Source organism: Loigolactobacillus jiayinensis (genome assembly GCF_003946445.1).
GTDB lineage: Bacteria > Bacillota > Bacilli > Lactobacillales > Lactobacillaceae > Loigolactobacillus > Loigolactobacillus jiayinensis.
Window position 1 is genome coordinate 1 of sequence record NZ_RHOF01000042.1, and the last position, 25,471, is coordinate 25,471.

Here is a 25,471-nt window from a genome sequence, read left to right on the forward strand (position 1 = left end):
AACGGGCATGCTGGTCACGGTTCTCATTTAATTGAAAATGGTTCTCAATTACTGGTGGGCTAAGTGTTGGGCTTTGGTTTGGATTTTGCGTTTGATGCGGTAGGCGGTTCGTTCGCTGATATTGATTGTGGTGCATGTTTCTGTCAGCGAGTGGTCAGCTAGGTAATATAGGTCAAGGAAGCGGCGTTCGTTTGGGCCTAATTGTTGTTTCAGGCCGTCGAGTAGGTCGAATAATTGGGTTTGTATTTCTTCTTCATAGGGTAGCTGGCGGTCGTTTTCGTCGAGGTCTCCGGCTTGTTGGTAGGTCACTTCGTAGCGCCAGTCGCGGCGGAGCATATCGGTTAGGCGCCAATATAATTTGGAATAAATGTAGTTCTTGGTGGTCGTCGTTTTTGGTGGGTTGGTGGCGAACTGTTGTTCAAATTCGACGTACATGAGTAGGGCTTCGTGAAAGTAGTCCTCAAATTCGGGGTGGGTTTGGGTGATGCCGGCGCGGTTCATGGCGCTATAAATTAAGTTACGATCTGCTAATGCTTGGACAAATGACATTTCGGGTCACACACCTTTGTTAGTTTTGTGACCCAGGCCTGGGACGTTTTTAATATACGACTGGTTGGGTACGCGCGACAAATCACAAAAATCGGGAAATTTGAGGTGTTAAAAAAACAGTATTCGCATTAAACCAGGTTTTTGCGTGTTAAATGTGTGATTTCTCAAGCGAACTTTAGGAAATTATTAGAATTTGTTGTATCCGCTTTCACGATACGTGGTATACATGTTATTATTAAGGGGCACGCTAAAGAGGTAAGTGTGTGCAAATATGAGGAGGTCAGGTCAATGGAAAAAATTATGGTCGCGGGAGAACAATTTGATATGCGGCACGCGCAAAGATACGTTAACTGCAGTAATGCTAGCTTCTGGGAGACGTTCATGCCCAATCAAGATACGGTGATGGTGGCCTGCTTGAAGCCCGCGGTAAAAAAAGCGGGTAAAAAGTACCATACGTTATTAGTGGGGATCAACGGGAAGCTCCTTTACTGTCGGCATTCAACCTATCGGATCATGAAAATGTATAGTCAAAGTCATTTCTACGGGTTGCGGCTCTCGAAATGTTTGGCCAAATATTATGGGTACACGAGTTTCCCGTACTTTGGCGGCGCGTATTCTTTTGTAGCGGCTAAAAATCCTTACCGCGGCTATAGTAGGACTTGGATATGTAGTCGGTGGTTTTACAAAATGCATACTTGTCATGGGCAAACTTGGGTTACGTTCGCCAATCAAGCGCAGCAACAGCAGGTGACGGTTAATTTTGAAATGACAGCGTCAAAAATGCGTTGGGAATTAGGGTTAATTCGCTTTGCGATTGAACAGGCGCAACGTTTGATCCGCGAAAAGCAGATCACTAATTATCCAATCGATAATATGAAATGTTATCATGCGCTGAATTTACCGCTGCTACCGTTGGCGGAACAGCCCGCAATTTTGCCGGCTGAAAAGATTCGCTTTTTGGAGGAAATGTACGTGGCGCGGCAGCCGTTGGATCAAGCCGTCGCTGAAGGGAAGCTCAGTACCGCCGATGTGGAACGGTATTTGGCGGTACTGGAGAATGAATTAAAACCAAGCCGCTCAGCCTAGGTCCTAATTTGGCAGAAAGTATACCCAATTTGGGGGCAGGGGCATACCCAAAATGGGTACATGCGCATACCCAAATTGGCAGAAAGTATACCCAAAATGGGTACACGGGCATACCCAAATTGGCAGAAAGTATACCCAAAATGGGTACATGCGCGCACCCAAATTGGCAAAAAGTATACCCAAAATGGGTACACGCGCATACCTAAATTGGCAGAAAGTATACCCAAAATGGGTACACGGACATACCCAAATTGGCAGAAAGTATACCCAAAATGGGTACACGCGCACACCCAAATTGGCAAAAAGTATACCCAAAATGGGTACACGGGCATACCCATTTTGGCAAAAAGTATACCCAATTTGGGTATATAGGTCGCTTCGAGATACTCGCAGGCCGGCTGGTTAGATCAAAAAAATTAAATGAAAATTAGTTATGTAAACCGCATCGTTATTGACTTAACGGCGGTTTTTTTATTTTTGCCAAAAAAAGTTGCTAAAATTTTGGCAGTTTTCGGGTCGCTCAAACGTTACTAGTAATAGAACCAAGAAAAAACCTGGTCGTTATTATTAAACTATTTTAAATATCTAGGAAGTGTTTGAATGCCAACTCAGTCAGAAATTCATGTGATCATCCCAATCAATATCTTTCAACAACCAGAATTTACAAAGCTACACGAATTAACCAAAGCGGGGCGCTATACAACTTTGCTAGCGTTTTGGGTCAAATTGTTATTTAAAGCGGCTGAATTGCAGCACGATGGCTTATTGTTCGTTGAACCGGATAAACCGTTATCGATCAGAGCAATTGCTCGGTGGAATGATTTCCAGCATGATGAGCGCGTGCCACCGCTGTTGCAATTGCTGTGCACGTGTAAACTGATCGCCCCAGCCGCCAACGGCCAGTACCGCATTTGCCACTGGGAACGCTTTTTCGTGGCCAAAGATACCGCGCACGGCAGGCCCAGCAGATTTTACGACCCGCAGAAGCCGCCGACCGCCCAGCCAGCACCGCAGCCGCCGGTACCACTGCCAGCCAACGTCACCCCCTTGGCCCTGCAGAAATACACCCCCGAGCAACGCGCCAAGTTAGCGGCGTCGAGCCACCGAATTTTGGCGTACCTGCAGCAGCAGTCGGGTAAGGCGTTTACGGACACGGTGGCGACGCAGGTTTTATTGGCGGCGTTGTTTGAACAAAAAGTCACGGTCAAACAAATTAAGCGGGTGATCGATTGGAAGTGCCACGACTGGTATGGCGGCGATTATTGGAAGTTTGTGCGGCCGCAGACGTTGTTTGGGCCGAAGTTTAAGCAGTATTTGTTGGAGGCGCCACCGCCGCCACACGTGCAACCCGCCGCGCGGCTCACGAAGCAGCAGTATTTACGCGACTTGTACCAGCTAAGTTGTGGTGACGTGAACATGGTGTTGTTGCGGGCAGCGGACGAGGCAGTGACGGTAACGAAAGCAGAAGTGGAGGCAATTGGACATGAGCTTGGATACTAATGTGGTGCATTATTTGCTGCAGCACCCAGCAGCGATCAAAACGGTGAGCATCGCGCCGGAGTGGTTTAGTGGCAAAAGCTGTCGCGAATTTATTGAATTTATGGTCAGTGATCCCGGGCCGTACCGCGATTTCGTTGAGTTACAACGGCGTTTTCAGGCTGCCTATCCGTTGGCGTTTGAGGACAGCGACTGGCGGCAGTTTGAACAACCGAATGATAACGTGAAAGTTTTCGAGGACAGCGTGCAGGCGCAGCATTTTTGGTACGTGCAAGGCAACACGCAAATGGCGGCGCAGGCCTATTTTGCCACCCCTAGCGCGGAAAACTTAGTCGAGTTGCAGGCGCAAAGTCGGCAGTTAATGGCGCTGAATGAACCGCCGTCACCGACCAAGCCGATCAGCGAGCACGGTGCCGAATTGACCGCCGCGTTGGCGCTGCCGCAGCCGGTGGGCATCAAAACGTTCGCCAACGTTGACCACGTGTTCAATGGCGGCTTGCGTGGCGGCATGTTGTGGACGATTGGCGCGCGGCCCGGCGTGGGCAAGTCGGCGTTTGCCCTGAATTTAATCGAGCAGGCGATCAAGTTTGCACCGCAGCTGACCGTCGATCTGTTCTCGCTGGAAATGACCGCCACCGACAACTACCAGCGCATCGTCGCCTGCGAAACCGGCGTGGCCGCCGGCAAGTTCACCAATCCGTACCAAATGAGCACCGCCGAAAAGGATCAAGTCCGCGCCGGCATCGCAAAACTAGATACGCAGCAGCTACATTTGCACGATAAACTACTGATCCTGCCGCAGATCATCAAAGTGATCCGCGCCCACGCCGCCAAAGCCGCGCCAGGCGACTACGTGGCGGTGATCGATTACCTGCAGATCATCAGCCTTGACCGCCTAACCGCGCGCAACGACCGCCGCCAAGAAATCGAAATGATCACCCGCGAGCTGAAACTACTGACCAACGAGCTAGGCATTCCGATCATTTTATTCTCGCAATTAAATCGTGAACTGGAAAAACGCGTCGATCGCACGCCACAACTGGCCGACCTCCGCGAATCAGGCAGCATCGAGCAAGACTCCAACACAGTCAGTTTCCTCTACCCCGTCAGCAATAGCGAGGAGCACAAGCAAGTGCGCCACTTGAACCTCATTTTCCGCAAAAATCGCTCCGGCTGCCTAGCCGAGCTAGCGTTCACGTTCACACCAAGCCAAATGCGCTTCACGCCGCAATTGGTGCTGGACACGCCGGTAAACGCCGGCGCAGGCACAGTGCCGATGCAACAAGACGTGGTGCCGGCGGACGTGCGGCGGTAAATTTGGCGGTAAAGCGCGGCAGTGCAGCAGAGAGCGTGGGCGCAAATTTGGTGGTAAAGCGCGGAAGTGCGGCAGAGAGCGTGGACGCAAATTTGGCGGTAAGATGCGGTACTGCGGCAGAGAGCGTGGGCGCAAATTTGGCGGTAAGGCACGGAAGTGCGGCAGTCAGCGCGATAAACGTTTGAAGGAGGTGATTCTGTGATCGATACGGTAACGGTAAGTGACGCGAAAATGCACCTCAATCGCCTAGTGCGCGAGCTAGACCGCAACGACGGCGCGCTAGTGATCCGCAACATGCGCACCGACGACTGCGTGGTGCTGCTAGCCGCACATAAATGGCGCGGCGAACTAGCGGCGTTGATCGGCGACGAAATACATATATAGACAGAGTGGGCCAGAAGACGGTCAGCCCCTGAGCATTAGCATAGCTGGGCAATAAGCAACGCAAAGCGATGCGTTTGACCAGCGTAGCTGAACGGAAGGAGTTGCCTTTTTGACCACGTTTCTGCAAGCAAGTTCTGTTCAGCGAACAGGCACACGTTTCCACAAGTAAAAGGAGGACACACAATGACAAATCTAGGTATTCCCGCCAGCCGTGAACTGGCTAAACGCGATTTTTTAGACCGCCCATTAACTGATCAGGGCGACGTTTACTGTTTAGGCGAATTTTGGTATCGGCAAGGCGATGCCGCAGAGTTTTTACAATTTTTACAATTCATGTGCTTGAATCAGCGCAGTGCGGCAGGTGTTTTAAGGTTGATGGGCGCACGCGCGGTGGGGTGAAAGGGTACCGCGACTAGTAGACGGTCGCGGTACTTTTTTGGGCTACGGGTGAAGTTAGCGACATTATAGAGATTTGCAATATAGCAGGAATGAAGCTTTTTTAGCCAAATGAGTTGATCGTAATGATAAAGTTTAGTTCTGATGTTGCTACGTTGTGAGCGAATTTGAATAACGGATTAGTAAGACTTAACGATGGGCGTTAGGTCTTTTTCTATGCTAATTCAAAATCACTATATTTAGTATACAGAGTTAAACGATGTTATACTGTGTATGTAAAATATAGAAAGAAGGATCAACTATGCCACAAAAAAATAAAAGTTCGCTAGTTGCAGCTAAAGTTGATGAAGCAACAAAAGATAAAGCAGAAAAAATCTTAAAAGAACTTGGCCTTACGCGCACGGCGGCAATCAACGTTTTCTATAAACAAATTATCCAACATAATGGGCTACCTTTTGCGGTTACAAAAAAAACGAATGCACAACTTGAGACAGATTATTTAGCGGCGACAGGGACACTAGATGAGGTTTACGAACTAATGGATCACGAAACAGCCGATGATTTCAAACAGGTACGCGGTTAATGGCCAATTACACTGTTCTCGAGCATAAAGTGATTGAAAAACAGCGGGTAAAATTAGCGCAGCGTAACTTGCTCACAAGTTATGAAACTATTTTGGATCAATTAGCAGAAAATCCATTTGCGCATAAGCACCAAATGGAATTACTAGAACCGCGCCATAAAAAGCCTAAAACTTATTCAATGCGTATTAATAGCCAGCATCGTGTTGTTTACACGATTGATGAGGCCACCAAAACGGTTAAAATTTGGTCAGCATGGACGCATTATGAAAAAACCGTCAAGAAAATTAAGCAGTGAAAGTACTTTGGGCAGGCACCTGAACAAAATCCATTAATCTTATTTTGTGATGGTTAGTTTTGCCTTAAAAAGCGCTAGTATATCAATATTAACTTGTAATCTTTAGTGGCGCAACAATGACCAATGCCGGCCGTGAACTAGCTAAACGCGGTCAGAAAAAGTGCTAAGTGTAAAATAGTAGTATATCAAAAAAATTATTTACAATAATTAAAGGCTAAATTGATCAATATATAGACTTTTTTAAATAAAAGCTTATGCTATCAGTAGCTATTGTTCGACTACCACTATATGTTGTAGGATTGACCGGCAATACTAGACATGATAGAATGAAGCCAATTGCACCCCACCCACCTCCTAACAATGTGTCCCAAGTGGGGACTTTTTTTGTATATGGGAGAATAATATGGCACATTATACGCGTACCGCCACCACAGTAAATGAGCAAATTGATATATTATTTCGTCGTGGGTTGGATATAACTGTTGATGATCAAACGATTCATCGTCTAGAGAATATCGGGTATTTTAAGTTTAAGGGCTACTGTTTTCCGTTTTATTCCGAGAAAGATAAGTTTGCGCTAAAAAATCCGCAACAAAACAAGAAATACACTTTTGATGAGATCTATCAATCTTATATGTTAGATCAAAAGCTTCATTTATTACTTTTAGGGCTAACAAATCGGATTGAAACTCAATTTAAGGCTAGGTTAGGTTACTATATCGCAATGAATTACGGGCCGCTGGGTTATAAAAATAAAGCCTTATTTCGTAATGAAGAATTGTATAATAATTGGCAAGCTAGATCACAGAACGGTCAACAAAACGCTTTAGAACGTAACGAAAGCTACGTTAAGCATTATCAAACGGATTATGAAAATGACTTTCCGATTTGGGTCGTTCTAGAGATGGCTTCATTTGGCGATGTATCTAAACTATTTTCTGATATTAGTACTGTCGATCAAAAAACGTTTGCACGACAATATGGGCAAAGCTATGTATATGTGAAAAGTTGGATTCACTTTATCGTTGCGGTACGTAATTATTGTGCACATAATTCGCGAACTTTTAGGCGGCAATTTCACGTTGCGCCACGGATCGATAGTAAAGAAAAGCGTTTAGTAACCGAAAATTATTTAAACTTTGGTAATTTATTTTCGGCATTGTTTGTGGCTAAGAAAATGTGTAAAAGTCGCCGCTACTTCGACGATACTGTGGCAAGTATCAAACACTATTTCGCCGCTTATCCACTAGTTGATATTGGTTATTTTGGATTTCCGAATAATTGGGAATCTATATTAGCTAATTTAGTCGTGTCATAAGTAGCCAACCCAAACAAGCTCCCCGCTAGTATCAACTTAGTAGGGGGCTATTTTTAACAAGCAAGCACAACAAAAACGCCGATCAAGTAGGTCACCCCTAAATTGAGTGATTTAATTGATCGACGTTTTGTGGTTATAGTTCACGCCCTTATTTTAGCGGGCTTTATACGAGCAATTTTGCTGGCAGCTAGAAGTCGACATGCGTTAAATCAAGTTGTTCGTCTAACCAGCTTGTCGCCAATTTAAACCAATTAGCGGCGCGCGGCTCGATATCTTCAGGATGATTAAAGCGTGCCGTTTCAATTGTGCCGAGAACTAAGCCATGCTTGCCCTTGGTAAACGTGTGACAATCAAACGGCACATGATGATCGGCTAGTGCTTCAGCATAAACTAAACTGTTTTTCATTGGGACGACAGCATCGGCGTAGGTGTTCCAAATAAAAGTCGGGGGTGTTGCGGCGGTGACGAGTTTTTGGGCTGACCATAACTTTCGTTCAGGACTGATTGCTAGTGCTTCCGCCGTGGTTTTTGGAAAGCCCATAGCTAGATCAATCACCGGATAGCCTAGTATTTGCGCTGCCGGCTGTAAGTTGCCAACGTTAAACTGCCGCGCGTGTAGATAGGCTGGCTCGTTACTTAGTGCATTCATTGTGGTCACAATATGCGCACCAGCTGAAAGGCCCAGCGTAACTATTTTATCTGGATCGCCGTTGATCGCGGTTGCATGAGCTTTGACGTATTGGATCGCCGTCAGACCGATATCAATTGCGTTAGGATAAATGGGGCCTTGCGCTAGTAGATTATATTGGACGACTGCGGCTTGGTAGCCTTGGGCATTGAGTGCTAGCGCAACTGGTTCGCCTTCGCGTTCAGTCATTTGAATAAAGGCACTCCCAGGAAAAATCAATACAATTGGCCATTTTCGTGGGTCATTGTCTTCTGCCAGCTGATCTTTCCAGAAATAGTCTAGCGTAAATTTAAAATTAAGTGGTGTTTCTAATTCAATCGTTCCACACTTCAATGATGCTCAGCTCCTTAGATGACTGTTTGATTTGCTGATTTAAAACGCGCGGCCAGCCAATTGATAACTAATGGAAACCAGCTAGCAGCTTGTGGCTCAACGTCTTCGGGATGTGTGTAACGGGATGTTGCAACGTTACTGAAGGCGAGGCCATGAACACCTTGAGCGTAGATATGGTTTTCAAATGGGACTTTGTTAGCAATCAGCGCTGTCAGATAGGCGGCAGTGTTGGCGACAGGCACTAGTTCATCGGTAACCGTGTGCCAAATGAAAGTGGGCGGCGTCTGCGCGGTAACTAACTTTTGTGCATGCCATAGGCGCTGATCGGAACTGATTTGTTGCGCCACGGCTTGATCTTGCGGGAAGCCCATCGTCAAATCGATCACGGGATAACTAAGAATCTGAGCAGCCGGCTGGATCCGCGTTTCCTTAAATTGGTGTGCCGCTAAAAATGCTGGCTCGTTGCCTAGTGCGTTCATAACGGCAACTAAATGACCACCAGCTGAAAAGCCAGCGGTAACAATTTTATTAGGATCAGCATGTAAAGCAGCTGCATTCTGCCGAACATAGTTAATTGTTGTTAATCCAATCAATGCGGCGTTCGGATAAAAGGGGCCAGTGGTGATCAGGTTATAACGCACCACGATCGCTTGATAGCCTTTAGCTAAGAATGGAAGTGCCGCTAATTCCTCCTCACGTTCAGAAATACCAGCAAAGCCGCCACCAGGAAAGAGCAACACGATTGGCCAAGCGCGAGTATCTGGAAAGGCAGTGAATTGCTGGCGCACGTAAACCTTGATCGTAAAGTTTAATCCTTGTGGTGTTTGCAGCTTGACTTGCTTAAACTCCAATAGAAATGCCTCCAGTCTTATTTCTTAACGTAGTCTTCATTAATTGTAGCAGCAGTTAAGCCAGTCACGTCTTTATTATGACTTGGTGTTAACAAACTAACAATGTAGCTGATCACAAATGATGAGATAAATGAGACACATGCGACAAGTAATGAGGAGATATTTAATGAATCAACGTAGAAGGATAGGATAACACTGATGATCAAGCCGGTTAATACGCCGACCGTGTTGGCACGTTTGGTGAAAATACCGACCGCAAAGATCCCAGCAATTGGGACACCGAAGATACCTGTAACCGTTAAGAATAAGTTCCAAGTACCAGAAGCATTGCCCAATAATAGATAGATGGCAATACTTAAGCCCAGCAAACCAGCGATAATAATAACGATTCGTGCTAGGGTAACGTCCTTAACACCTTTTAATTTATCATTAAAGAAACGTTGCTTGAAATCAGAAATGGCACAAGATGAAATTGCATTTAAACTTGAAGCAATAGTTGATTGTGCAGCCGCAAAAATCCCAGCAATAACTAAACCAGCGATCCCAGCAGGCATTTCTGTGATAATAAAGTAAGGAACAATGGCACTGGTGTTAAAGTGGCTTGGTAATGAGCCAGCATGTTGATAAAAACTGAATAGAATAGTTCCCATACCGAAGAATAATGGAATGGTGATCAAGGCTAACCAACCATTAGTGTACAGTGATTTTTTGGCCTCTTTTAAGGAACCAGTTGTTTGATAACGCTGGACGACATCTTGGCTACCGGTATATTGATATAAAGTGTTGAAAATTTGACCGGCTAAAATCAATGGGACAAATTTAGACATGTCATGGACGTTAAAATCAGCGCCAGAAATGAATTTATGATGGGTGGCAACGTCTTGAACAACGGTACCAAAGCCACCATGAATATAGGCAATCCCTAAAATACAAACCAAGAAGGCACCAGCTAAAAGGAGGAAGCCTTGGATAACGTCACTCCAGATAACGCCTTCAATACCACCTAGGAAGGTATAGACAATACATAAGCCACCAATTGCTAAAGCGATTACAATTGGGTTGATATTAGAAACCGATGTAATGGCGATGATCGGTAAGTAAATAACGATCGCTATCCGGCCAATATGATAAAGCATAAATAAAATACTACTGATAGCGCGCATGACTGGGCTAAAACGTTCTTCTAAATATTCATAAGCGGTCGTAACTTGTAGTTTTCTAAAGAACGGCACATAGAATTTAACTAATAAAGGCAGGATAATTAGAATAGAAAATGAGCCGATCGCATACGACCAATCTTGTAAGAAAGACTGTTCTGGTGTCGACATGAAAGTAATGGCACTCAAAGTTGTGGCATAAATACTGAAACCTGCTGCCCAAGCTGGAATTTTACCTTCTGCTTTGAAAAACGAATCCGTATTTTTACTAGCTTTACGTGTGAAGTACGCACCAACGCCTAACATGATCAATAAATATAAAACAAGTACGACCCAGTTTAATGTACCAAAGCCAACTTTACTCATTGTTTCACCTCATTAAGTTTCATAGAATTTACTTGTTGATTATCAGATTGTTGAATAAATATCTTTAGAATGAATGGCGCAATGATGGTGGTCACAACGGTCACAACAATCATTGCGGTATAGTGATTTTGATCGATCAGATGAGTACTTAACGCAACATTCGCGACCACTAGGGCCATTTCACCACGAGAAATCATACCTGCACCGACAATGTTTGCGGCCGACCAATCTAAGTGGAATAGGCGCGCACCAAGTGCACCACCAATTTGCTTACCAAGAACGGCAATAATGATCAAGGACGTGATGAAAATTAAATCATGTTGCATCCCAGCAAAGCTAATATTCAAACCGATACTGACGAAAAATACGGGAATGAAAACCGCGTAGCCAATGGGTTCGATTTTTAAAGCTAACTTTTCTTTGAAATTAGTTTCTGAAATGGCTAAGCCGGCAAAGTAAGCGCCGAGGACATCACTCATACCTAGCGCTACAGCGAGTGCGGCAAAGCCGAAGCATAAAATAAGTGCGGCTGTCGTTTCGTTTTCACTTGCAGTTAGTTTGCTGAAAAATTGCAGGAAGCGTGGTACGAACCATTTTCCTAAAGCGAACATAACAACGAAGAATAGTAACTTAGTGATCAGCATTAATGGTAATGATTGGTTACTAGCAGCTGAACCACTGCCAAAGAGACCGACGCAAATACCTAATAAGATCACACACATAATGTCATCGGCCACAGCAGCACCAAGAATGATGGCACCTTCACGACTATTCAAGCGATGCATTTCTTTTAAAACTTGGACGGAGATGCTGACAGAAGTTGCACTCAGGACTAAACCAATAAAAATGGCAGTTGTCCATTGAAAATTGAAAACGAAGATACACAAAGCTGCGGCACTGGCGGTAGGAAAGATAACGCCTAATGTGGCGACAGTTAAAGCAGGCCGCCAATAGCGCATCAATAGGTTTAAGTCGCCTTCCAAGCCAGCAATAAACATTAAAATAATGACGCCAAACTCGGAAAAATATTGAATGAAGGTTGTTGGTGTTAGCAAATGAAAGACTGCCGGCCCTGCTAACACGCCAATCAGTAGCTCGCCGATCACGCTAGGCAGTTTAAGTAAGTTAGAGACGTGTGCACCGAGCTTGGTCAGCAGCAAGATAATGACTAACTGCATTAAATAAGTCATAATGTGGCCTGCCGTTGTTGTAGCGATTGGTTAACAAGCTCGATTTGTTCTGCTAATTGCGCTTTTGGGATGGCGTATTCCAGAAAGACAGGCACTGTTGGTTGTAACTGCGCCAACATCTGCGGCCAATCAGCTGCAGATTTCTTCAATAGTACAGTATCCTGATTTTTAATGGCCTTTAGATGGAAGACGGTAATCGCTGCTTGCACTTTCGTGAATGCCTGTAACGGTACCGTATCGACCCAACACCAATTACCAGCGTCAAATGTGTAACCGAGACTTGATTGCGCTGTTTTGAGCCATGCGAGCCGCGTTTCAATATTACTCAAGGTGCCATATTCATTAGGCTGATTTTCAATGGTAACTTGAACAGCAGTTGCCTTTAATTGTTGCTGTAAGTCGGCAAGCGCTGCCGGGGAAATTTGTTGACAGTCACCCAAACTGAACTTAAGTGATTTAATATGATTTTGTTGCGCCATTTTTAGATAGGCAGCTAATTGAGGATTGATGTGCGTACCTTGGAAAAGTTCTTCAGGAACTGAATAGTAGAATTGCCAATTTTGTTGCTGACATAATTGATCGATTTTCTGCAATTCCGCTGTTTTAGTTGCTGACTGGAAAAATTCGCCACGAACTTCGATCGCATCAATTGCTGCATTGGTTAATTGTTGTAAACAAGCTAATTGTGAAACCTGTGCTTGTAATTCATCTAGGAATACTGCTGTATTAATTGAAACTTTCATGATTGTGCCACCTTTCTATTACACACAATAAAGCAGACCAGTGTGGTCCAACTTAGAGCGGACAGGCCCTAAGCAGCGCAAAAAACCGCTAGTAATAGCCCTCGAGTTGGCTCGAGGTTATTACTAGCGGTTGAATTTATGAGCGATTCATTTACAACGTTACCTTAGCATAATAAAATTATTTTGTAAACGCTTAATTATAAAAATTAGCGACGGCGCCAAATAATTGCGCTTGATCAGCAAGCTGGGTAACACGTAATTCTGTCTGGCATAAATTAGGTGGTAATAGGGGTTCTAATGCCTGATTGAGTAGCGTTAACAAGAAATCACCTTGTTGCGAAACCGCACCACCGATCAAGAGAATTTCGGGATCAAATAATAAGATAATATTTGCCAGGCCAGTTGCAACTTCTGCTGCCCAATTATCAATAAGCGTTACAAAAGGTTCTTCTTGTTGACGCGCTTTATCAAAAGCTACTGGCACACTTGTTTGGTAATCAACTAATTGATGTTCCAAAGTTAACGTCGAAGCGCGTTGTTCATAATTTGTTTTTGTTTGTGGATCGTAAAGTGTATAGCCGAGCGAGTTAGCCGTGGCATGGGCACCATTGAGTAACTGGCCGTGATCTAAGTAAGCACCACCGATACCAGTGCCCAACGCGACACAGTAAACGGTATTTTTTTCTTGTGCTGCGCCAGCTAATTGTTCACCTAATAAGGCGGCATCAACATCGTTAACTACCACTACAGGCAAACCACTTTGCTGTTCAAGCGTTTGTTTTAATGGTGTTCCTTGGTAGCCAGGGATAGTGGGGCCGGCGTACTGAATTTGACCTTCTGCACCAACAATACCAGCTGTGCTAATGCCAATGCCAGTTAAAGCATATTTTTGCTGATAAGTTGCCGTAATTGCCTGTAGTTGCTGCAAAATATGGCCCGCGCGGTTATGTTCAGTCGAACAACGACCGCCAGCACTGAGTTGTAGCTGCTCGTTGACCAAGCTGTACTTGATCGTGGTACCACCAATATCGAAAGCTAAAAATAAGTTAGTCATAAAATCATCTCATTTTCTATTAGATGCGGCTTTTACTGGATGAGTTGCTTTTATCGTAGCATGTAATAATTATTTTCTCAAATTAAAAAAATAATAATTTATATTTTCACCGTTATATAAGCGCTAGTGTAGCTTATTGGTAATTGTTATCGTTTTGTACAGTTGAAATATTTTTTATCTTATTGTATTCTTCTTGGTGAGCGGTTGGATGAATTGAGTGATTCATTACAAAATTTAAAAAAATGAGGCTATTAGATTATGAAAAAATTGTATTCAGCACTAATGACGGCGTTTAATGAAGACGATACCATTAATGAAAGTGGTATCCGTGAAATGGTTCGCTACAACATTGACCACAACCATATTGATGGGTTGTATGTTGGTGGTAGTACAGGCGAAAGCTTCATGTTAAGCACTGAAGAACGCAAACAAGCTTATAAAATTGCTTATGATGAAACCGCTGGCAAAGCTGATTTAATTGCTCAAGTTGGTTCAGTGAATTTAACAGAAGCCAAAGAATTAGCTAAATACGCCGTTGAACTCGGTTATAAGACGATTTCCGCCGTACCACCATTCTACTATCACTTTACTTTTGATCAGATCAAAAATTACTACGATCAAATCCTTGAAGGCTTGGATGTCCAATTAATTATCTATTCGATTCCCGCCTTATCTGGGGTCACACTTTCCTTAACTGAATTTGCTAAATTATTTGAAAATCCTAAGATCATCGGTGTTAAGTACACTAATAATGACTTCTTATTACTACAACGCTTACGTTCTGCTTTTCCTGATAAGAAAATCTATTTCGGAACTGATGAAATGCTGATTTCCGCTTTGCCACTAGGCATTGATGGTGCGATCGGCTCAACTTTCAACTTGAATGCTGCTCGTGCTAAGGCAGAAATTGCTGCTTATGAAGCAGGCGACATGAAGAAAGTCTTTGAATTACAAGATGTAAGTAACAAGTTCATCTTGGCACTGATCGACAACGATATTTACCCAAGTCTCAAATTAGTCTTTGAAGAAATGGGTGTTCACGCTGGCTATAGCAAAGCACCAATGAGCAAACCAACAGCACAAATGCGTGCCGGCGCTAAAAAAATCTACGAACAGTACATCAAATAATAGCGAGTGTTAAAAAGGCGGTCAGCACATAAAACACTAGGCCAAGAGCTATTCGGCTAGTATATCAAGCTGGAATGAGCTGCCTTTTTAGCTATCTTGGTACGATATTAGTTGAAAAATACTGATCGAAATAATTTGGAAATGAATTTTAGCAAGCAGAAAAGAGCCGTCATGATGACAAATACATTTTTAGATACAGTAAAAGGAAAATTAATTATTTCCTGTCAGGCCTTACCAAACGAGCCATTGCATAGTTCATTTATCATGGCGCGAATGGGCCGAGCAGCTAAGCAGGCAGGGGCAGTCGGCATTCGTGCTAATTCGGTGGTCGATATACAGGCGATTCAAGACGAAACAGGCCTACCAATGATCGGTATCGCTAAAACTGATTATCCTGAGTCACCAGTTTATATCACACCAACGATGAAGGAAATGCGCGCTGTTGCTGCAACTGGTGTGGAAGTTGTCGCTTGTCAGGTAACCGGTGAGCTCCGGCCAAATGGTGAAAAATTAGCTGACATCGTGGCGCAGTTCAGACAAGAATTTCCGGACACGTTGTTGATGGCGGATACTGATATATTAGAGAATGCTTTAGTTGCGGATAAACTCGGCTTTGATATCATTGGCACCACCATGCGCGGCTACACAGCTAACTCTAAGGGGACTAACGTTGCCGATAATGATTTTGAATATTTGAAAGAATTATTGAAACAAGTTAAGCATCCAGTAGTTGCTGAAGGCAAGATCGATACACCAGAAAAAATGAAGCGTTGCTTAGAGCTTGGTTGCCAAGCAGTTGTCGTCGGTGGTGCGATCACACGGCCGCTGGAAATTGCTAGTCGGTTCATTGCAGCACTTTGATCAATAAAAATTAGCGTAAGCACTATAATTATTGAGTTAACTTAATAATCGTAGTGCTTTTTATATTGTTTCGCTGACATCACGAATAATGAGCGAATATGGTAAACTGTTTTTGTCAGCAGTATAACAACGTGGGACTAATTAAAACGTGATTAGGTAATGATCAAGGGGATGCGACCATGAAGAATGAAAACATTATACAGTTAGTGGAGTCACAATATGCTGAACTTTCGCGGCAGGAGCGTAAGGTCGCGTTAAAAGTGTTACAAGAACCAGAAAAGATTCAACAACTAAGTATCAATCGACTAGCTGAAAGTGTTGGCGTCAGTAACGCGACGATCACACGTTTCGTTAAGAAAATGCAGTGTAGCAACTTTTATGAATTTAAATTGCAGTTAGCCAAGGTGGGTGCAGTGCCAGAACAAACTGTCCCCACTAAAGGAACGATTGCCGATGATGTCTATAACTTTTATCAAAAAGTGCTCAAAGCAACGCAGCAATTATTAGATCCCAAAACTTTAACCGCAGTGGTGCAATTGATACGGCAAAGCCAGCGTTTGTATTTATTTGGACTTGGTAGTTCCGGTTACACCGCTAATGAAATGGCGCAACGCTTGATTCGGATGGGGATTACTGCATTTGCCATGACTGATAGTCACATGATGTATATCACTAGTGGCATTATGCAGCCAGGAGATGTGATTTTGGTCTTATCAACTTCTGGGAATACCAGTGAAGTCAATCAGGCCGTCATGGCCGCTAAAAAGAACGGCGCGCAAGTTATTGCCATCACCGGCTTTAGCCACAGCCCCTTGTTGGAGCAGTCTGACTTAGCATTGGTCGTTAAAAATAGTAACTTTGTTGACAATAGTCGATTTGTCAATTCGCAATTTGCGTTGACCTACGTTTTAGATATTATTACCACCATGTTACTAAAAGACGATCATTACCGGGCTAAAATGGATCAAACCGTGGAAATGATCATGAATAATAAATTAAAGAACAAGAAAGAATAAGTTGGCCACCTATTTTAGCCGTCAGATTGGCTGAGCTCACAACTAAAAGCAAGCAGCATAGCTAGTTCTTCAAGCAGACTGATGAACGGTAAATGAGGCAGTAAACTGACTTTTGACGCCCAATAAAAATGGGCGTCATTTTTATTTTTAAAGCGCTTACTTTTAACTGGAATATTCAAGCGGAATAAGTTATACTATTAATACGAACTTACGTTTGCTTTGATGCAGCAGTATACGCAGCTTATTCGTCAGCTTGGGAAGCAGGCGCGCCGGCTGGTGTTGACCAAGAATCCGCCAACTGAGTGACTTCTATGGCGTCCCGATACAATATGATAAAATGTGCGTAGAAAATAACGAAAGGAAGTGAGGGCAAAATGGCAGCAACCATAAGAATTCCCGTGACGTGGTCGGTTATTCAGTGGGCAATTGCGCATGGGGAAAAGGGAAACGCGCAATTGGCGAAAAAGTACGATTTAGTGGCGTGGAAGACACCTAAGTCTGATCATGACTACCCCACTTTCAAGCAATTACAGAATTTTAGTCGTGATACTAGGACGCCATTTAACTATCTTTTTAAAGAGACGGTTCCTAATGAAGAACATACTTTTGTTAAGTTTATTCGGCAATTTTCTGCGCAAAAGAAAGCGCCAACTTTTACTGGTAAAAAATTACTGAATAGCGTATAATCATTATACAAACATACGTTCTGATCTGCCGGCCAAATTGGCTAGACAATTAATGTGACAATATACTTGAATTAAGTTATGATAGAAATGTAATGCTAGCTATTATATAGCTAGTTTAAACATTGTAAAAAGATACTTGAGGGTTGCATCTATGGAAGAATATGATTTTGTTCAAACTATTTATCACGCTGATTTTGCTGAAAATAATTCCAATTTCATTGATAATAACGTTTTACTTTCATCTAGGGAAGATGGAAATTGGTGTGGAAGAGGAATGTATTTTTGGGATAATTTATCTAATGCTAGATATTGGCAAAATAAGAAAAAGAAGCATTCAAACCGTGATGTGACAATTTCACAAGCGTCATTAAGATGTTATGGGACAGAAATACTGGATTTGACTGATGATGACAGTGCTAAAGCATTATATCGGGCTGCGGTACACTATAAAAGTAAAATAGGATTTGATGTGGACCTCTGTAAGTTAGGGGCAGTTATAAACTTTGTACATCAAGCTTTGATTGATGATCAACAGAAAGCCTTTTCTGTTGTTAAGTTAGCCGGTGTATATGGTAGAAACAAAGAAGAAAATTTGATTGAATCATATGAGCGAGCCTACGATAAGGGGCGAAAGTCACCACACGCTACTTCTAGACTGAAGATAATTTATTCTGTGCGGCATGAAGGGCTACTGTTTAGCCAATGTTTATATCATTCATGAACGTTCGCTTACCCAAAGGAGGGTGTCAATATGAGTTTTAAATTTGATATGGAAAGTATAGAAAAGTCAACGCATATTTTTACAGAAAAAGAAAAACAACAATTATTGGCACAGTACAAAAGTGATGAAGCTTCTACTGAGTCAGCTGACTTTATCCCAGTTATAAATTTTAATCCTGACATGAATTTTAGTCCTGACTTTACGACATTTACAGTGGCAACAAACGGTGAAAATACTGGTTCTGGTATTTATACTACTACAAGTACTAGTAGTTTTGAGGATTCATCTATGTTTGATCATAATTTAGAATCTTTAAATAAATTTGGTTTGTTTGATGATTATTCTACGAACTTAACAACTGATTTAGATGGTAGTACCGATAAAAATGGGGGACAGAATTTTATAACCAGCGGTGTTATTGATTCTGCAGCGTAAATTTATTATGGAGATAAGTAAAAATAAAAGTGAGTTTCAATTTAGTAAGCCGATTTTAAAAGAGGCAATTTTTACAGTGAATTCTAAATATGAATCAACATTAGCAAATGTGGGTGTTCAGAATTTTCAAATCACTGCAAAGCAGACCAACGTTCAACTAGCTGATGGTTATCGGACTGCAAATGTATTGGTTACAGTTGCTAACAGGGAGAGTGTTGGGTTAGATGACAACACGCCATATATTTTACGCGTTAGTATGGCAGCAAATTTTCGTTTAGATTCGAATAGCAGTGAAGAAGAGTTTAAGTCACTTCTGAAAGTGAACGCTCCTGCTCTAGTAATGTCGTATATAAGGCCTTTTGTTACGCAATTAACGGAGCAAACTGATTTAGAGACGCAATACTTACCATTTCTTGATTTTACAAGAACTGGAGAAAAGTAAGCAAGATCAGATGAGCCACTGAATTATTCATAACAGGTAGCAACGCAAAAAAGCTATATTCTTTAGGAATATGGCTTTTTTGCGCTTTTACTTAGTCACTGATTTTTCTGCTATGGTATCACCAAAATAGGTGTATCCGGTCAACGAACGTGTCTTAACGGACAACTTTGTATGGTAAGCCCAAATAATATTAGTAACGGATTGCGTTGTAGGTTTGGCCGTGGTTTACGACGTGTAATTCAGTCAAAGACACATACAGTAAAACAGGTGCCACCGGGGCGGTTTACTAAACGCGCAGGCATTTCCCTAAATTGAGCAAGTAGCCGATCAACGCCGCACCAAAGCCAAAAAAATACCCCCAAGTTGGGAGACTTGGAGGATTTTCTATGGTTGGCTAGTAGATTTGGGGATCCACTAGCCGAATTCAATAATACACCAAATAAAACTTGATGTAAAAGGATATACGTCAATTATTTAAATAAATTTAATGCGACTGTATTTGAAGCGGCGAGGCGAGTGACAGTTAAGTCGTTTAAGTGGCCAATTGGTTGCTTTAACAAGTCACGGGAACTTGGGACGATGACAGTCTCGCGCTAAATTAGTTTCCGGAAGCTGGCCGGCTGCTAATCTGCCGCGCGCCTTTTAATGGTCACTTAATTGCGGGACAAAGCGATATGCGCTTGGCGGTTAATTTGTTATACTAACTTTATCTTATATGAAAGTGGGCACGTCTTATGTTAAAGCCAGAAGAAGTTATGTTTAGGGAGGACGCTGTGCGCGCATAGTCACAGTGGCTCCTCCAATACGCTGAATAAAAATATTGGAGGCCTAAACATGCTTAATTTTCCAACGCACCAACAACCGACCGCACGAATTATTTTTCAAAGTCACGATCACTATCAAGTGATTTATGCTGACCGCAGTGTGCATCAAGCGGTATTAGCGGGGCGCCTACAATTGGCTGACACGCTGCCGTTGATCGGGGATTTTGTCAGCGGGCAGTTTTATGATCACGACAAATTCTTGATCACTGAATTATTGCCGCGGCAGACCCTGTTAACGCGTGCCAGCAATTACCAAGAACAAGCCGTTGCCGCTAACGTAACGACCGTTTTCATCACGATGTCCTTAAACGCCGATTTCAGCGCTAGTCGCGTGGAACGTTATTTAACCTTGGTTTGGGATAGTGGCGCTACGCCAGTCATTGTACTGACAAAGGCCGATTTAGAGCCGGCTTTATTGGCGGCGCGCCAGCTGGAACTAGCTGCGATTGCGTTTGGCGTGCCCATTATTACCACAACCAGTACTGATCCAGTGACCGTTCAAACGCAACTAAACGGTTACCTGCAGCCGACGACCACCGCTATTTTTGTAGGCTCATCTGGCGTTGGTAAGTCGACGTTGCTGAATATTTTAGCAGCGCAGCAACTGCAAGCCACCAAAGCTGTGCGCGCTGGTGATGACAAGGGCCGCCACACAACCACGGCGCGCCATTTATACTATTTGGCCAATGGCGCGGCCTTGATCGACTCACCGGGAATTCGCGGTGTTGGCGTGGCCAGCAGCACAACGGCAGCCACCGGCCAAAGCTTTCCTGAAATCACCAGCTTGGCGCAACAATGCCGCTTCAATGATTGCCAACATCAACAAGAGCCAGGCTGCGCGGTGCAAGCCGCAATCAAGCGGGGCGCGCTTAGTGAACAGCGCTTGATCGACTATCGCCGACTATTGCGTGAAACCGAGTACGCCACCATGAATAGCCGGCAAATCACTGCCGCTAAAATTAAACGATTGGTCGGCAATAAGAAAAATTTGCGCCGGCATTAATTGATCTGAAAACACCCCCGCAAAGCGAATTGCGGTGGGTGTTTTTTTAAAATGCGGACCTGATCAGGTTCAGCGGTTAAACTAGCGCGCTTTCAACTAAATCTGGTGGCGGGCACCACTCAGGAAGACGGCATTCAGCGCAAAATTTTTAAAATCAGTATAAAACAGCAGTTTATAGAAGTTAGTTTTTAATTTTAAAAAGCGCTTACTTTTTGCTTGAATAATCAGTTCAGCGCGCGTATACTAGTTATTACGAACATATGTTTGACTAGCCGAAAATCAGTCAGTTAAGCGATTCTGACCGGTAAACTAGCTTGGCAAACTAGTCCCAACCCAAAAAAAGTCCGCCCAGCAGCAGACTTAGTAGTCGACTACTTGGCGGACAGTTTGCTTCAGTTGTTAATTAATCCGCGGACAGCGCGTCGATTGGGTTCAGGCGCGAGGCTTTGCGGGCGGGGAGTAGGGCCGCAATAAAGGAGATCACTAAGGCGGCGATCACGGTGAAGATCACGTTGCCTGGCGTGATTTGCACCATGTTGAATTTGACGATGCCGTACAGAACGTGATTCAGCCCGAGGCTGGCTGCGTAGGCGAAAACTAGGGCTAATGCCGCTGAGAAGAGGCCGATCAGCACAGATTCGGCGGTGAACAACCGGCGAATGTCCTTTTTCCGTTCGCCTAAGGCACGCAGAATACCGATTTCCTTGGTGCGTTCGGAAACGGACATGTACATGGTCACGATAATCATCAATGCGGAGACGATCAGCGAGATACCGGCGATTGCGGCTAGTACGATCGACGCGATGCTCACGTATTGATTGACCGTATCGAGAATATCACCGACAGTAATGGCGCCGTATTTGTATTTGCCGTCATCCTTTAAGGCGCGGATGCGCGTGGCAACGGCCTTGACATCCTTGGAATCCTTCACGTTAACGGAAATAAAATTCGCACGGGTGTCGGCTTTGGCGGCTGACAACAGGCTGTGCATCGTGCTGTAATTTGTCGCCGCAACAGCCCCTGCTTGGCCGCCATTAGTGAAGCCGACGACGGTTAGGTCAGCGCTGGCTTGAACGGGATGATTTTGTGTATCGATCCAAGGCAGGCTAACGTGGATCTTTTTACCGAGCAGTTGCTTGTACGTTTTCGCGCTGGTCAACGCCACGGCTTGGGATTTATCAATGATAATTTGGTTATTTTTCGGTGCGTGGCCAGTTTTGACCGTGTCGCTGGCAAACGCCTTGGTCCACGATTGCAGGCCAGTGCTGTTTTGGTTTTTATTCTGATATGACAGCGTGTAGGTATTCAGCTGGTAGCCGGCTTCGACTTGGTCGACACCTTTCACTTTTTCCAGCCGGTTGACCTGCTGTTCGGCGATCAGTAACTTCGTTGGATCACTGGAAAATTGCGCTAACTGCTGCTGAAACGCCGTGTTGCTCAATTTTTTGCCTGTGGGATTATTCATAACGGTGATCGAATTTGGGTTGATCATCGAGTTGATCTGATCCTGGATAAAGGCGTTGACGCCATTGCCAATACCGCTAAATAGCAGCACTGCGAAGAGGCCGATTGCGGTGCCCAGCATGATCAGCGAGTTACGCCAAAAATTATAGGATAAGTGCTGGAACGCATTTTTGTAGCTGGCACCGGCTGATAAAACTTTCGGCTGGATATCCGGTTGCGCGGTGGTAGTTTTAAACGCCGGCTTCAAGCGCGTGTCGTCTTCGATTTTACCGTCGGCGAGGCGGACGATCCGGGTACCATAGTTGGCCACTTCTTGCGAATGGGTGACGGTGATCACTAATTTACCTTCCGCAGCGATGTTAGCTAGGATCTCTAACACTTCCGCAGTGTTCTGCGAATCTAGCGCACCAGTTGGTTCGTCGGCGATGATCACTTGTGGATTGCTGGCAAGCGCGCGGGCGATGGCTACGCGCTGCTTTTGGCCAACGGATAATTGGTTCGGGTGCTTTTTCAGCTGATCGTCAAGGCCGACTTGCTGGAGCAACTCGACGGCGCGCGCCTTTTTGTCGTGACTATTTAAATTGGTCATGTTCAGTGACATCAACACGTTATCGACAATGTTCAGGTGGCTGATCAAATTATAGGATTGGTAAATATAACCGATAGTGCCGCGCCGATAGTCGTCCAGCTGCTTTTCTTTTTTGTGGTCCAGCGCTTGGCCGTCAACGTTGACGGCGCCGTCAAAATTACGATCCAGCCCACCAATGATGTTCATCAAAGTCGACTTACCGCCGCCGGATTCGCCTAAAATCGACACGAATTCGCCGAGTTCAAAATCTAGGTCGATACCTTTGAGTACGGGAAATTCCTCTTTGCCGAGGAAGTATGATTTGTGAATGTTATGTAGTTCGAGAAATGCCAAGGTGAGCCCTCCAAGTGACGCTAATATTTGGGTACTTAGAAGAATATACGCGTTTAGCGGCGTAAATGTATCCGACCTCAGGCTGATTAAAACGCGCCAAAAAAAGCGCGTCGCCGCGGGGGCAACGCACGCTTTGCGCTAAAGACCGGTTAAAATTCAGTTACGTCAAAGATCTCACTTAAGAAGGTATTAATATTTGTATAGGGATCACGGTTATACCACGGCTTGGTTGATGCTTCAAGCAATTTATCTGCGTTAAGTTTGGCTGTTTTGACACGGTCGATTAGAAAGTCGTCGTACGGTTGCCCTTTGAATTTTGCATAATCAGTATTAAAGTATTTTTCTCGCGACAGTAACTGATTAAGTTCGCGTCTAGTAAATGCACGAGTAATGGCTTGAAAGTGCATCAGAATCCAGATTTCAATGTTAATGCTGGAGAATATAATCTTAATGTGGTGTTGTTTAGCAAAACGCGCACATTTTTGCAGTTCAGCAATTGTCAGATCATCGCGGTCAAAAACAACATAGGCCTGGTCAATTTGCTTTGTTCTAGGCAGTTGCTTGATTTTGGCGCTTGCTGCTACAAGCAGATCTAGCCCTTGTTTGCCCATCTTATTAATACTAATTTTCTCTGTGTTAACATTGGCACCGTGATATTTGCGTTTGAGCATTTCAAAATAGGCTTTTTCTGAATCACCTTCACAGTAAATAGCAATAAGCGGCTTGATCCGCAGATTACGTGAGCGGCGTACCATGTTATTTCACCTCAGTTTCGGAGGCTTTCAGTGCGCTTAACATTTCTGAAACTTGTATTTGGGGTAAAGCGCCAAAGCGGCCTTCTATATAGCGCTTCATGTAGCGAATATCTGGGCGCTTTTCTTTGGGGTCCTTAAAATCAAAAATCGACTTCAAATCGCTACGACCTTGAAAGTCTTTATCCATCAAGTAAATTTGATCCGTACGCAGGTTGGCATCTAGTAGCTGGAGTTCATGCGTTGTTAAAATGAATTGGTTCTTATTTTGCTTAGAATTAAAAATTTGAATCAGCGCCTTAGAGAGTTCAAAGTGCAGAGAATCGTCAAACTCATCAAATAACAGTGTTTTGCCGTTGCCATTTAGTTGGGCATTGATGATCGACAGTGCAATTAGGAAAACTTTTTGGGTGCCACGTGACTCCAGCGATAACGGAATCTCTTGTGTCCCAATAACGTCACCCGTTTGATTGAACTTTTTGTGGACTGCGCTTAATTGTTGCGATGAGGTGGGAATTGCTGCATTCGGGCTAATCACATCAAGTATTTTTTTTAATTCATCAGGAAAAGTAGGTGTTGGAATTTCACGAACTGTTACATCAGTAATATTAAAATCAGCAAAACGTAAAAAGCGTAAGAATTCGCTTTTAATGTCGGGCCGTTTCATTAAATTAACTAACTGATCGGGAATTTGCGTATCGTCAACAAAAATCAGTTCATTTTGGAACCAGCGCATCACGGCGATCGCATGTTGATCATTGGCTTGTTGCGCATTATATAATAACAGCGAGTTTTGTTTCGTTGTGTCAGCAATCGGTTTTAGCGCGTGGGGTAGCACCGAGTAAGTTTGTTCGTGACGAGCAAAATAAGTTTCGACTGTTGTTTTTTTGACCAATTTTAATGCTTCAGTGACGATTTTATCTTGGCGGAAGGAAAAGGAATATTCATAAGTACCAGCAGCGTAGTTGAATTTTATCCGAAAGTTAATTGTGTCGTCTTGTGATTCTTCGGCTAACGCGAAAGGCCGATAATGCAATTGATCCGTGATGCGTGTTGGATTATTTAGTACCATGCTGCGCATCAAATGTAGCCCGTCAATCAGATTAGATTTGCCAGAGCCGTTGGGACCAATAATCACCAAACTTTTCAAAAGTGAGATACCATTTTCAACGATCGTGTTGGCAGCTTTTAAGCGACTTAAGCGTTCACCAGTTTCTGCCGATAGTGTCATTTCATCCTTGATCGATGCGTAATTTTGAATGGAAAAGTCAATTAACATGGCGCCGTCCTCCTTTGGTGTAAGCTAGTCATTCAATGTTGCAGTAGTAAAATAAGCAATAATAGGCTAATTTAATTATAGCAATCAGCAAACTAAATTACAGAAATAAAACAAGAAACCGTTATTTAAGGT

Annotated in this window: 26 protein-coding genes; 16 read left to right on the forward strand and 10 right to left on the reverse strand. The window is 43.8% G+C overall.

The genetic code is table 11. From position 1 onward, the window contains the following. Positions 1–48: 48 nt before the first annotated feature. On the reverse strand, positions 49–549 hold the full coding sequence (locus EKM80_RS10475) for a sigma-70 family RNA polymerase sigma factor (RefSeq protein ID WP_125553079.1): 501 nt from the start codon (positions 547–549) through the stop codon (positions 49–51). Positions 550–837: 288 nt separating this feature from the next. Between EKM80_RS10475 and EKM80_RS10480 the strand changes: the two genes are divergently transcribed. The 8 genes from EKM80_RS10480 to EKM80_RS10515 all read left to right on the forward strand — a co-directional run bounded on the left by EKM80_RS10480 (position 838) and on the right by EKM80_RS10515 (position 7,424). Further along, positions 838–1,635, forward strand: coding sequence for a hypothetical protein (locus EKM80_RS10480; RefSeq protein WP_125553080.1), 798 nt, complete (start codon positions 838–840; stop codon positions 1,633–1,635). A 600-nt stretch (positions 1,636–2,235) separates the two neighbouring features. Beyond that, a complete protein-coding gene (locus EKM80_RS10485; protein WP_125553081.1) occupies positions 2,236–3,135 on the forward strand; it encodes a conserved phage C-terminal domain-containing protein in 900 nt (299 codons plus the stop codon). After that, on the forward strand, positions 3,119–4,447 hold the full coding sequence (locus EKM80_RS10490; RefSeq protein ID WP_125553082.1) for a DnaB-like helicase C-terminal domain-containing protein: 1,329 nt from the start codon (positions 3,119–3,121) through the stop codon (positions 4,445–4,447). The genes EKM80_RS10485 and EKM80_RS10490 overlap by 17 nt, the downstream gene beginning before the upstream one ends. A gap of 198 nt (positions 4,448–4,645) precedes the next feature. After that, on the forward strand, positions 4,646–4,831 hold the full coding sequence (locus EKM80_RS10495) for a hypothetical protein (RefSeq protein ID WP_125553083.1): 186 nt from the start codon (positions 4,646–4,648) through the stop codon (positions 4,829–4,831). A gap of 183 nt (positions 4,832–5,014) precedes the next feature. Next, the gene (locus EKM80_RS10500) at positions 5,015–5,230 is read left to right on the forward strand and encodes a hypothetical protein (RefSeq protein ID WP_125553084.1); all 216 of its coding nucleotides are present in this window, start codon (positions 5,015–5,017) and stop codon (positions 5,228–5,230) included. A 298-nt stretch (positions 5,231–5,528) separates the two neighbouring features. Continuing rightward, the gene (locus EKM80_RS10505; protein ID WP_125553085.1) at positions 5,529–5,810 is read left to right on the forward strand and encodes a type II toxin-antitoxin system RelB/DinJ family antitoxin; all 282 of its coding nucleotides are present in this window, start codon (positions 5,529–5,531) and stop codon (positions 5,808–5,810) included. Further along, the gene (locus EKM80_RS10510; RefSeq protein ID WP_125553086.1) at positions 5,810–6,106 is read left to right on the forward strand and encodes a Txe/YoeB family addiction module toxin; all 297 of its coding nucleotides are present in this window, start codon (positions 5,810–5,812) and stop codon (positions 6,104–6,106) included. The genes EKM80_RS10505 and EKM80_RS10510 overlap by 1 nt, the downstream gene beginning before the upstream one ends. Before the next feature lie 403 nt (positions 6,107–6,509). Then, positions 6,510–7,424, forward strand: coding sequence for an Abi family protein (locus EKM80_RS10515; protein WP_125553087.1), 915 nt, complete (start codon positions 6,510–6,512; stop codon positions 7,422–7,424). A 187-nt stretch (positions 7,425–7,611) separates the two neighbouring features. On the opposite strand, the gene EKM80_RS10520 is transcribed toward EKM80_RS10515, so the two are convergent. From EKM80_RS10520 to EKM80_RS10545, 6 genes are all read right to left on the reverse strand, one after another. Beyond that, on the reverse strand, positions 7,612–8,445 hold the full coding sequence (locus EKM80_RS10520; RefSeq protein ID WP_125553088.1) for an alpha/beta hydrolase: 834 nt from the start codon (positions 8,443–8,445) through the stop codon (positions 7,612–7,614). A 14-nt stretch (positions 8,446–8,459) separates the two neighbouring features. Beyond that, positions 8,460–9,296, reverse strand: coding sequence for an alpha/beta hydrolase (locus EKM80_RS10525; RefSeq protein ID WP_125553089.1), 837 nt, complete (start codon positions 9,294–9,296; stop codon positions 8,460–8,462). Between the two features lie 17 nt (positions 9,297–9,313). After that, positions 9,314–10,819, reverse strand: a complete 1,506-nt coding sequence (locus EKM80_RS10530; protein WP_125553090.1) for a sodium:solute symporter — start codon at positions 10,817–10,819, stop codon at positions 9,314–9,316. Beyond that, complete coding sequence (locus tag EKM80_RS10535; RefSeq protein WP_125553091.1) at positions 10,816–12,009, reverse strand: cation:proton antiporter; 1,194 nt, start codon at positions 12,007–12,009, stop codon at positions 10,816–10,818. Before EKM80_RS10535 ends, EKM80_RS10530 begins: the two co-directional genes overlap by 4 nt. Continuing rightward, a complete protein-coding gene (locus EKM80_RS10540) occupies positions 12,006–12,752 on the reverse strand; it encodes a sugar phosphate isomerase/epimerase (protein ID WP_125553092.1) in 747 nt (248 codons plus the stop codon). Before EKM80_RS10540 ends, EKM80_RS10535 begins: the two co-directional genes overlap by 4 nt. 193 nt (positions 12,753–12,945) lie before the next feature. Beyond that, complete coding sequence (locus EKM80_RS10545) at positions 12,946–13,806, reverse strand: ROK family protein (RefSeq protein ID WP_125553093.1); 861 nt, start codon at positions 13,804–13,806, stop codon at positions 12,946–12,948. A gap of 258 nt (positions 13,807–14,064) precedes the next feature. Between EKM80_RS10545 and EKM80_RS10550 the strand changes: the two genes are divergently transcribed. From EKM80_RS10550 to rsgA, 8 genes are all read left to right on the forward strand, one after another. Beyond that, a complete protein-coding gene (locus tag EKM80_RS10550) occupies positions 14,065–14,934 on the forward strand; it encodes an N-acetylneuraminate lyase (RefSeq protein WP_125553094.1) in 870 nt (289 codons plus the stop codon). A 174-nt stretch (positions 14,935–15,108) separates the two neighbouring features. Then, complete coding sequence (locus tag EKM80_RS10555) at positions 15,109–15,795, forward strand: N-acetylmannosamine-6-phosphate 2-epimerase (RefSeq protein ID WP_125553095.1); 687 nt, start codon at positions 15,109–15,111, stop codon at positions 15,793–15,795. A 179-nt stretch (positions 15,796–15,974) separates the two neighbouring features. After that, complete coding sequence (locus tag EKM80_RS10560; protein ID WP_125553096.1) at positions 15,975–16,811, forward strand: MurR/RpiR family transcriptional regulator; 837 nt, start codon at positions 15,975–15,977, stop codon at positions 16,809–16,811. Positions 16,812–17,185: 374 nt separating this feature from the next. Continuing rightward, complete coding sequence (locus tag EKM80_RS10565; RefSeq protein WP_125553097.1) at positions 17,186–17,497, forward strand: hypothetical protein; 312 nt, start codon at positions 17,186–17,188, stop codon at positions 17,495–17,497. 151 nt (positions 17,498–17,648) lie between these two features. Continuing rightward, a complete protein-coding gene (locus EKM80_RS10570) occupies positions 17,649–18,218 on the forward strand; it encodes a hypothetical protein (protein WP_125553098.1) in 570 nt (189 codons plus the stop codon). A gap of 30 nt (positions 18,219–18,248) precedes the next feature. Then, positions 18,249–18,653 carry a hypothetical protein gene (locus tag EKM80_RS10575; RefSeq protein WP_125553099.1) on the forward strand — a complete coding sequence of 135 codons (405 nt, stop codon included), beginning with the start codon at positions 18,249–18,251 and terminating at the stop codon, positions 18,651–18,653. Positions 18,654–18,660: 7 nt separating this feature from the next. Beyond that, positions 18,661–19,095 carry a protein-export chaperone SecB gene (locus tag EKM80_RS10580; RefSeq protein WP_125553100.1) on the forward strand — a complete coding sequence of 145 codons (435 nt, stop codon included), beginning with the start codon at positions 18,661–18,663 and terminating at the stop codon, positions 19,093–19,095. A gap of 834 nt (positions 19,096–19,929) precedes the next feature. After that, a complete protein-coding gene (gene rsgA, locus EKM80_RS10585) occupies positions 19,930–20,922 on the forward strand; it encodes a ribosome small subunit-dependent GTPase A (protein WP_125553101.1) in 993 nt (330 codons plus the stop codon). A gap of 403 nt (positions 20,923–21,325) precedes the next feature. Here rsgA and EKM80_RS10590 read toward each other — a convergent pair whose 3' ends face one another. From EKM80_RS10590 to EKM80_RS10600, 3 genes are all read right to left on the reverse strand, one after another. Beyond that, entirely contained in the window at positions 21,326–23,308 is a 1,983-nt protein-coding gene (locus EKM80_RS10590) for an ABC transporter ATP-binding protein/permease (protein WP_125553102.1), read from the reverse strand. A 149-nt stretch (positions 23,309–23,457) separates the two neighbouring features. After that, positions 23,458–24,063, reverse strand: a complete 606-nt coding sequence (locus EKM80_RS10595; protein WP_125553103.1) for an RloB family protein — start codon at positions 24,061–24,063, stop codon at positions 23,458–23,460. 1 nt (position 24,064) lies between these two features. Next, the gene (locus tag EKM80_RS10600; protein WP_125553104.1) at positions 24,065–25,339 is read right to left on the reverse strand and encodes an AAA family ATPase; all 1,275 of its coding nucleotides are present in this window, start codon (positions 25,337–25,339) and stop codon (positions 24,065–24,067) included. Positions 25,340–25,471 lie beyond the last annotated feature (132 nt).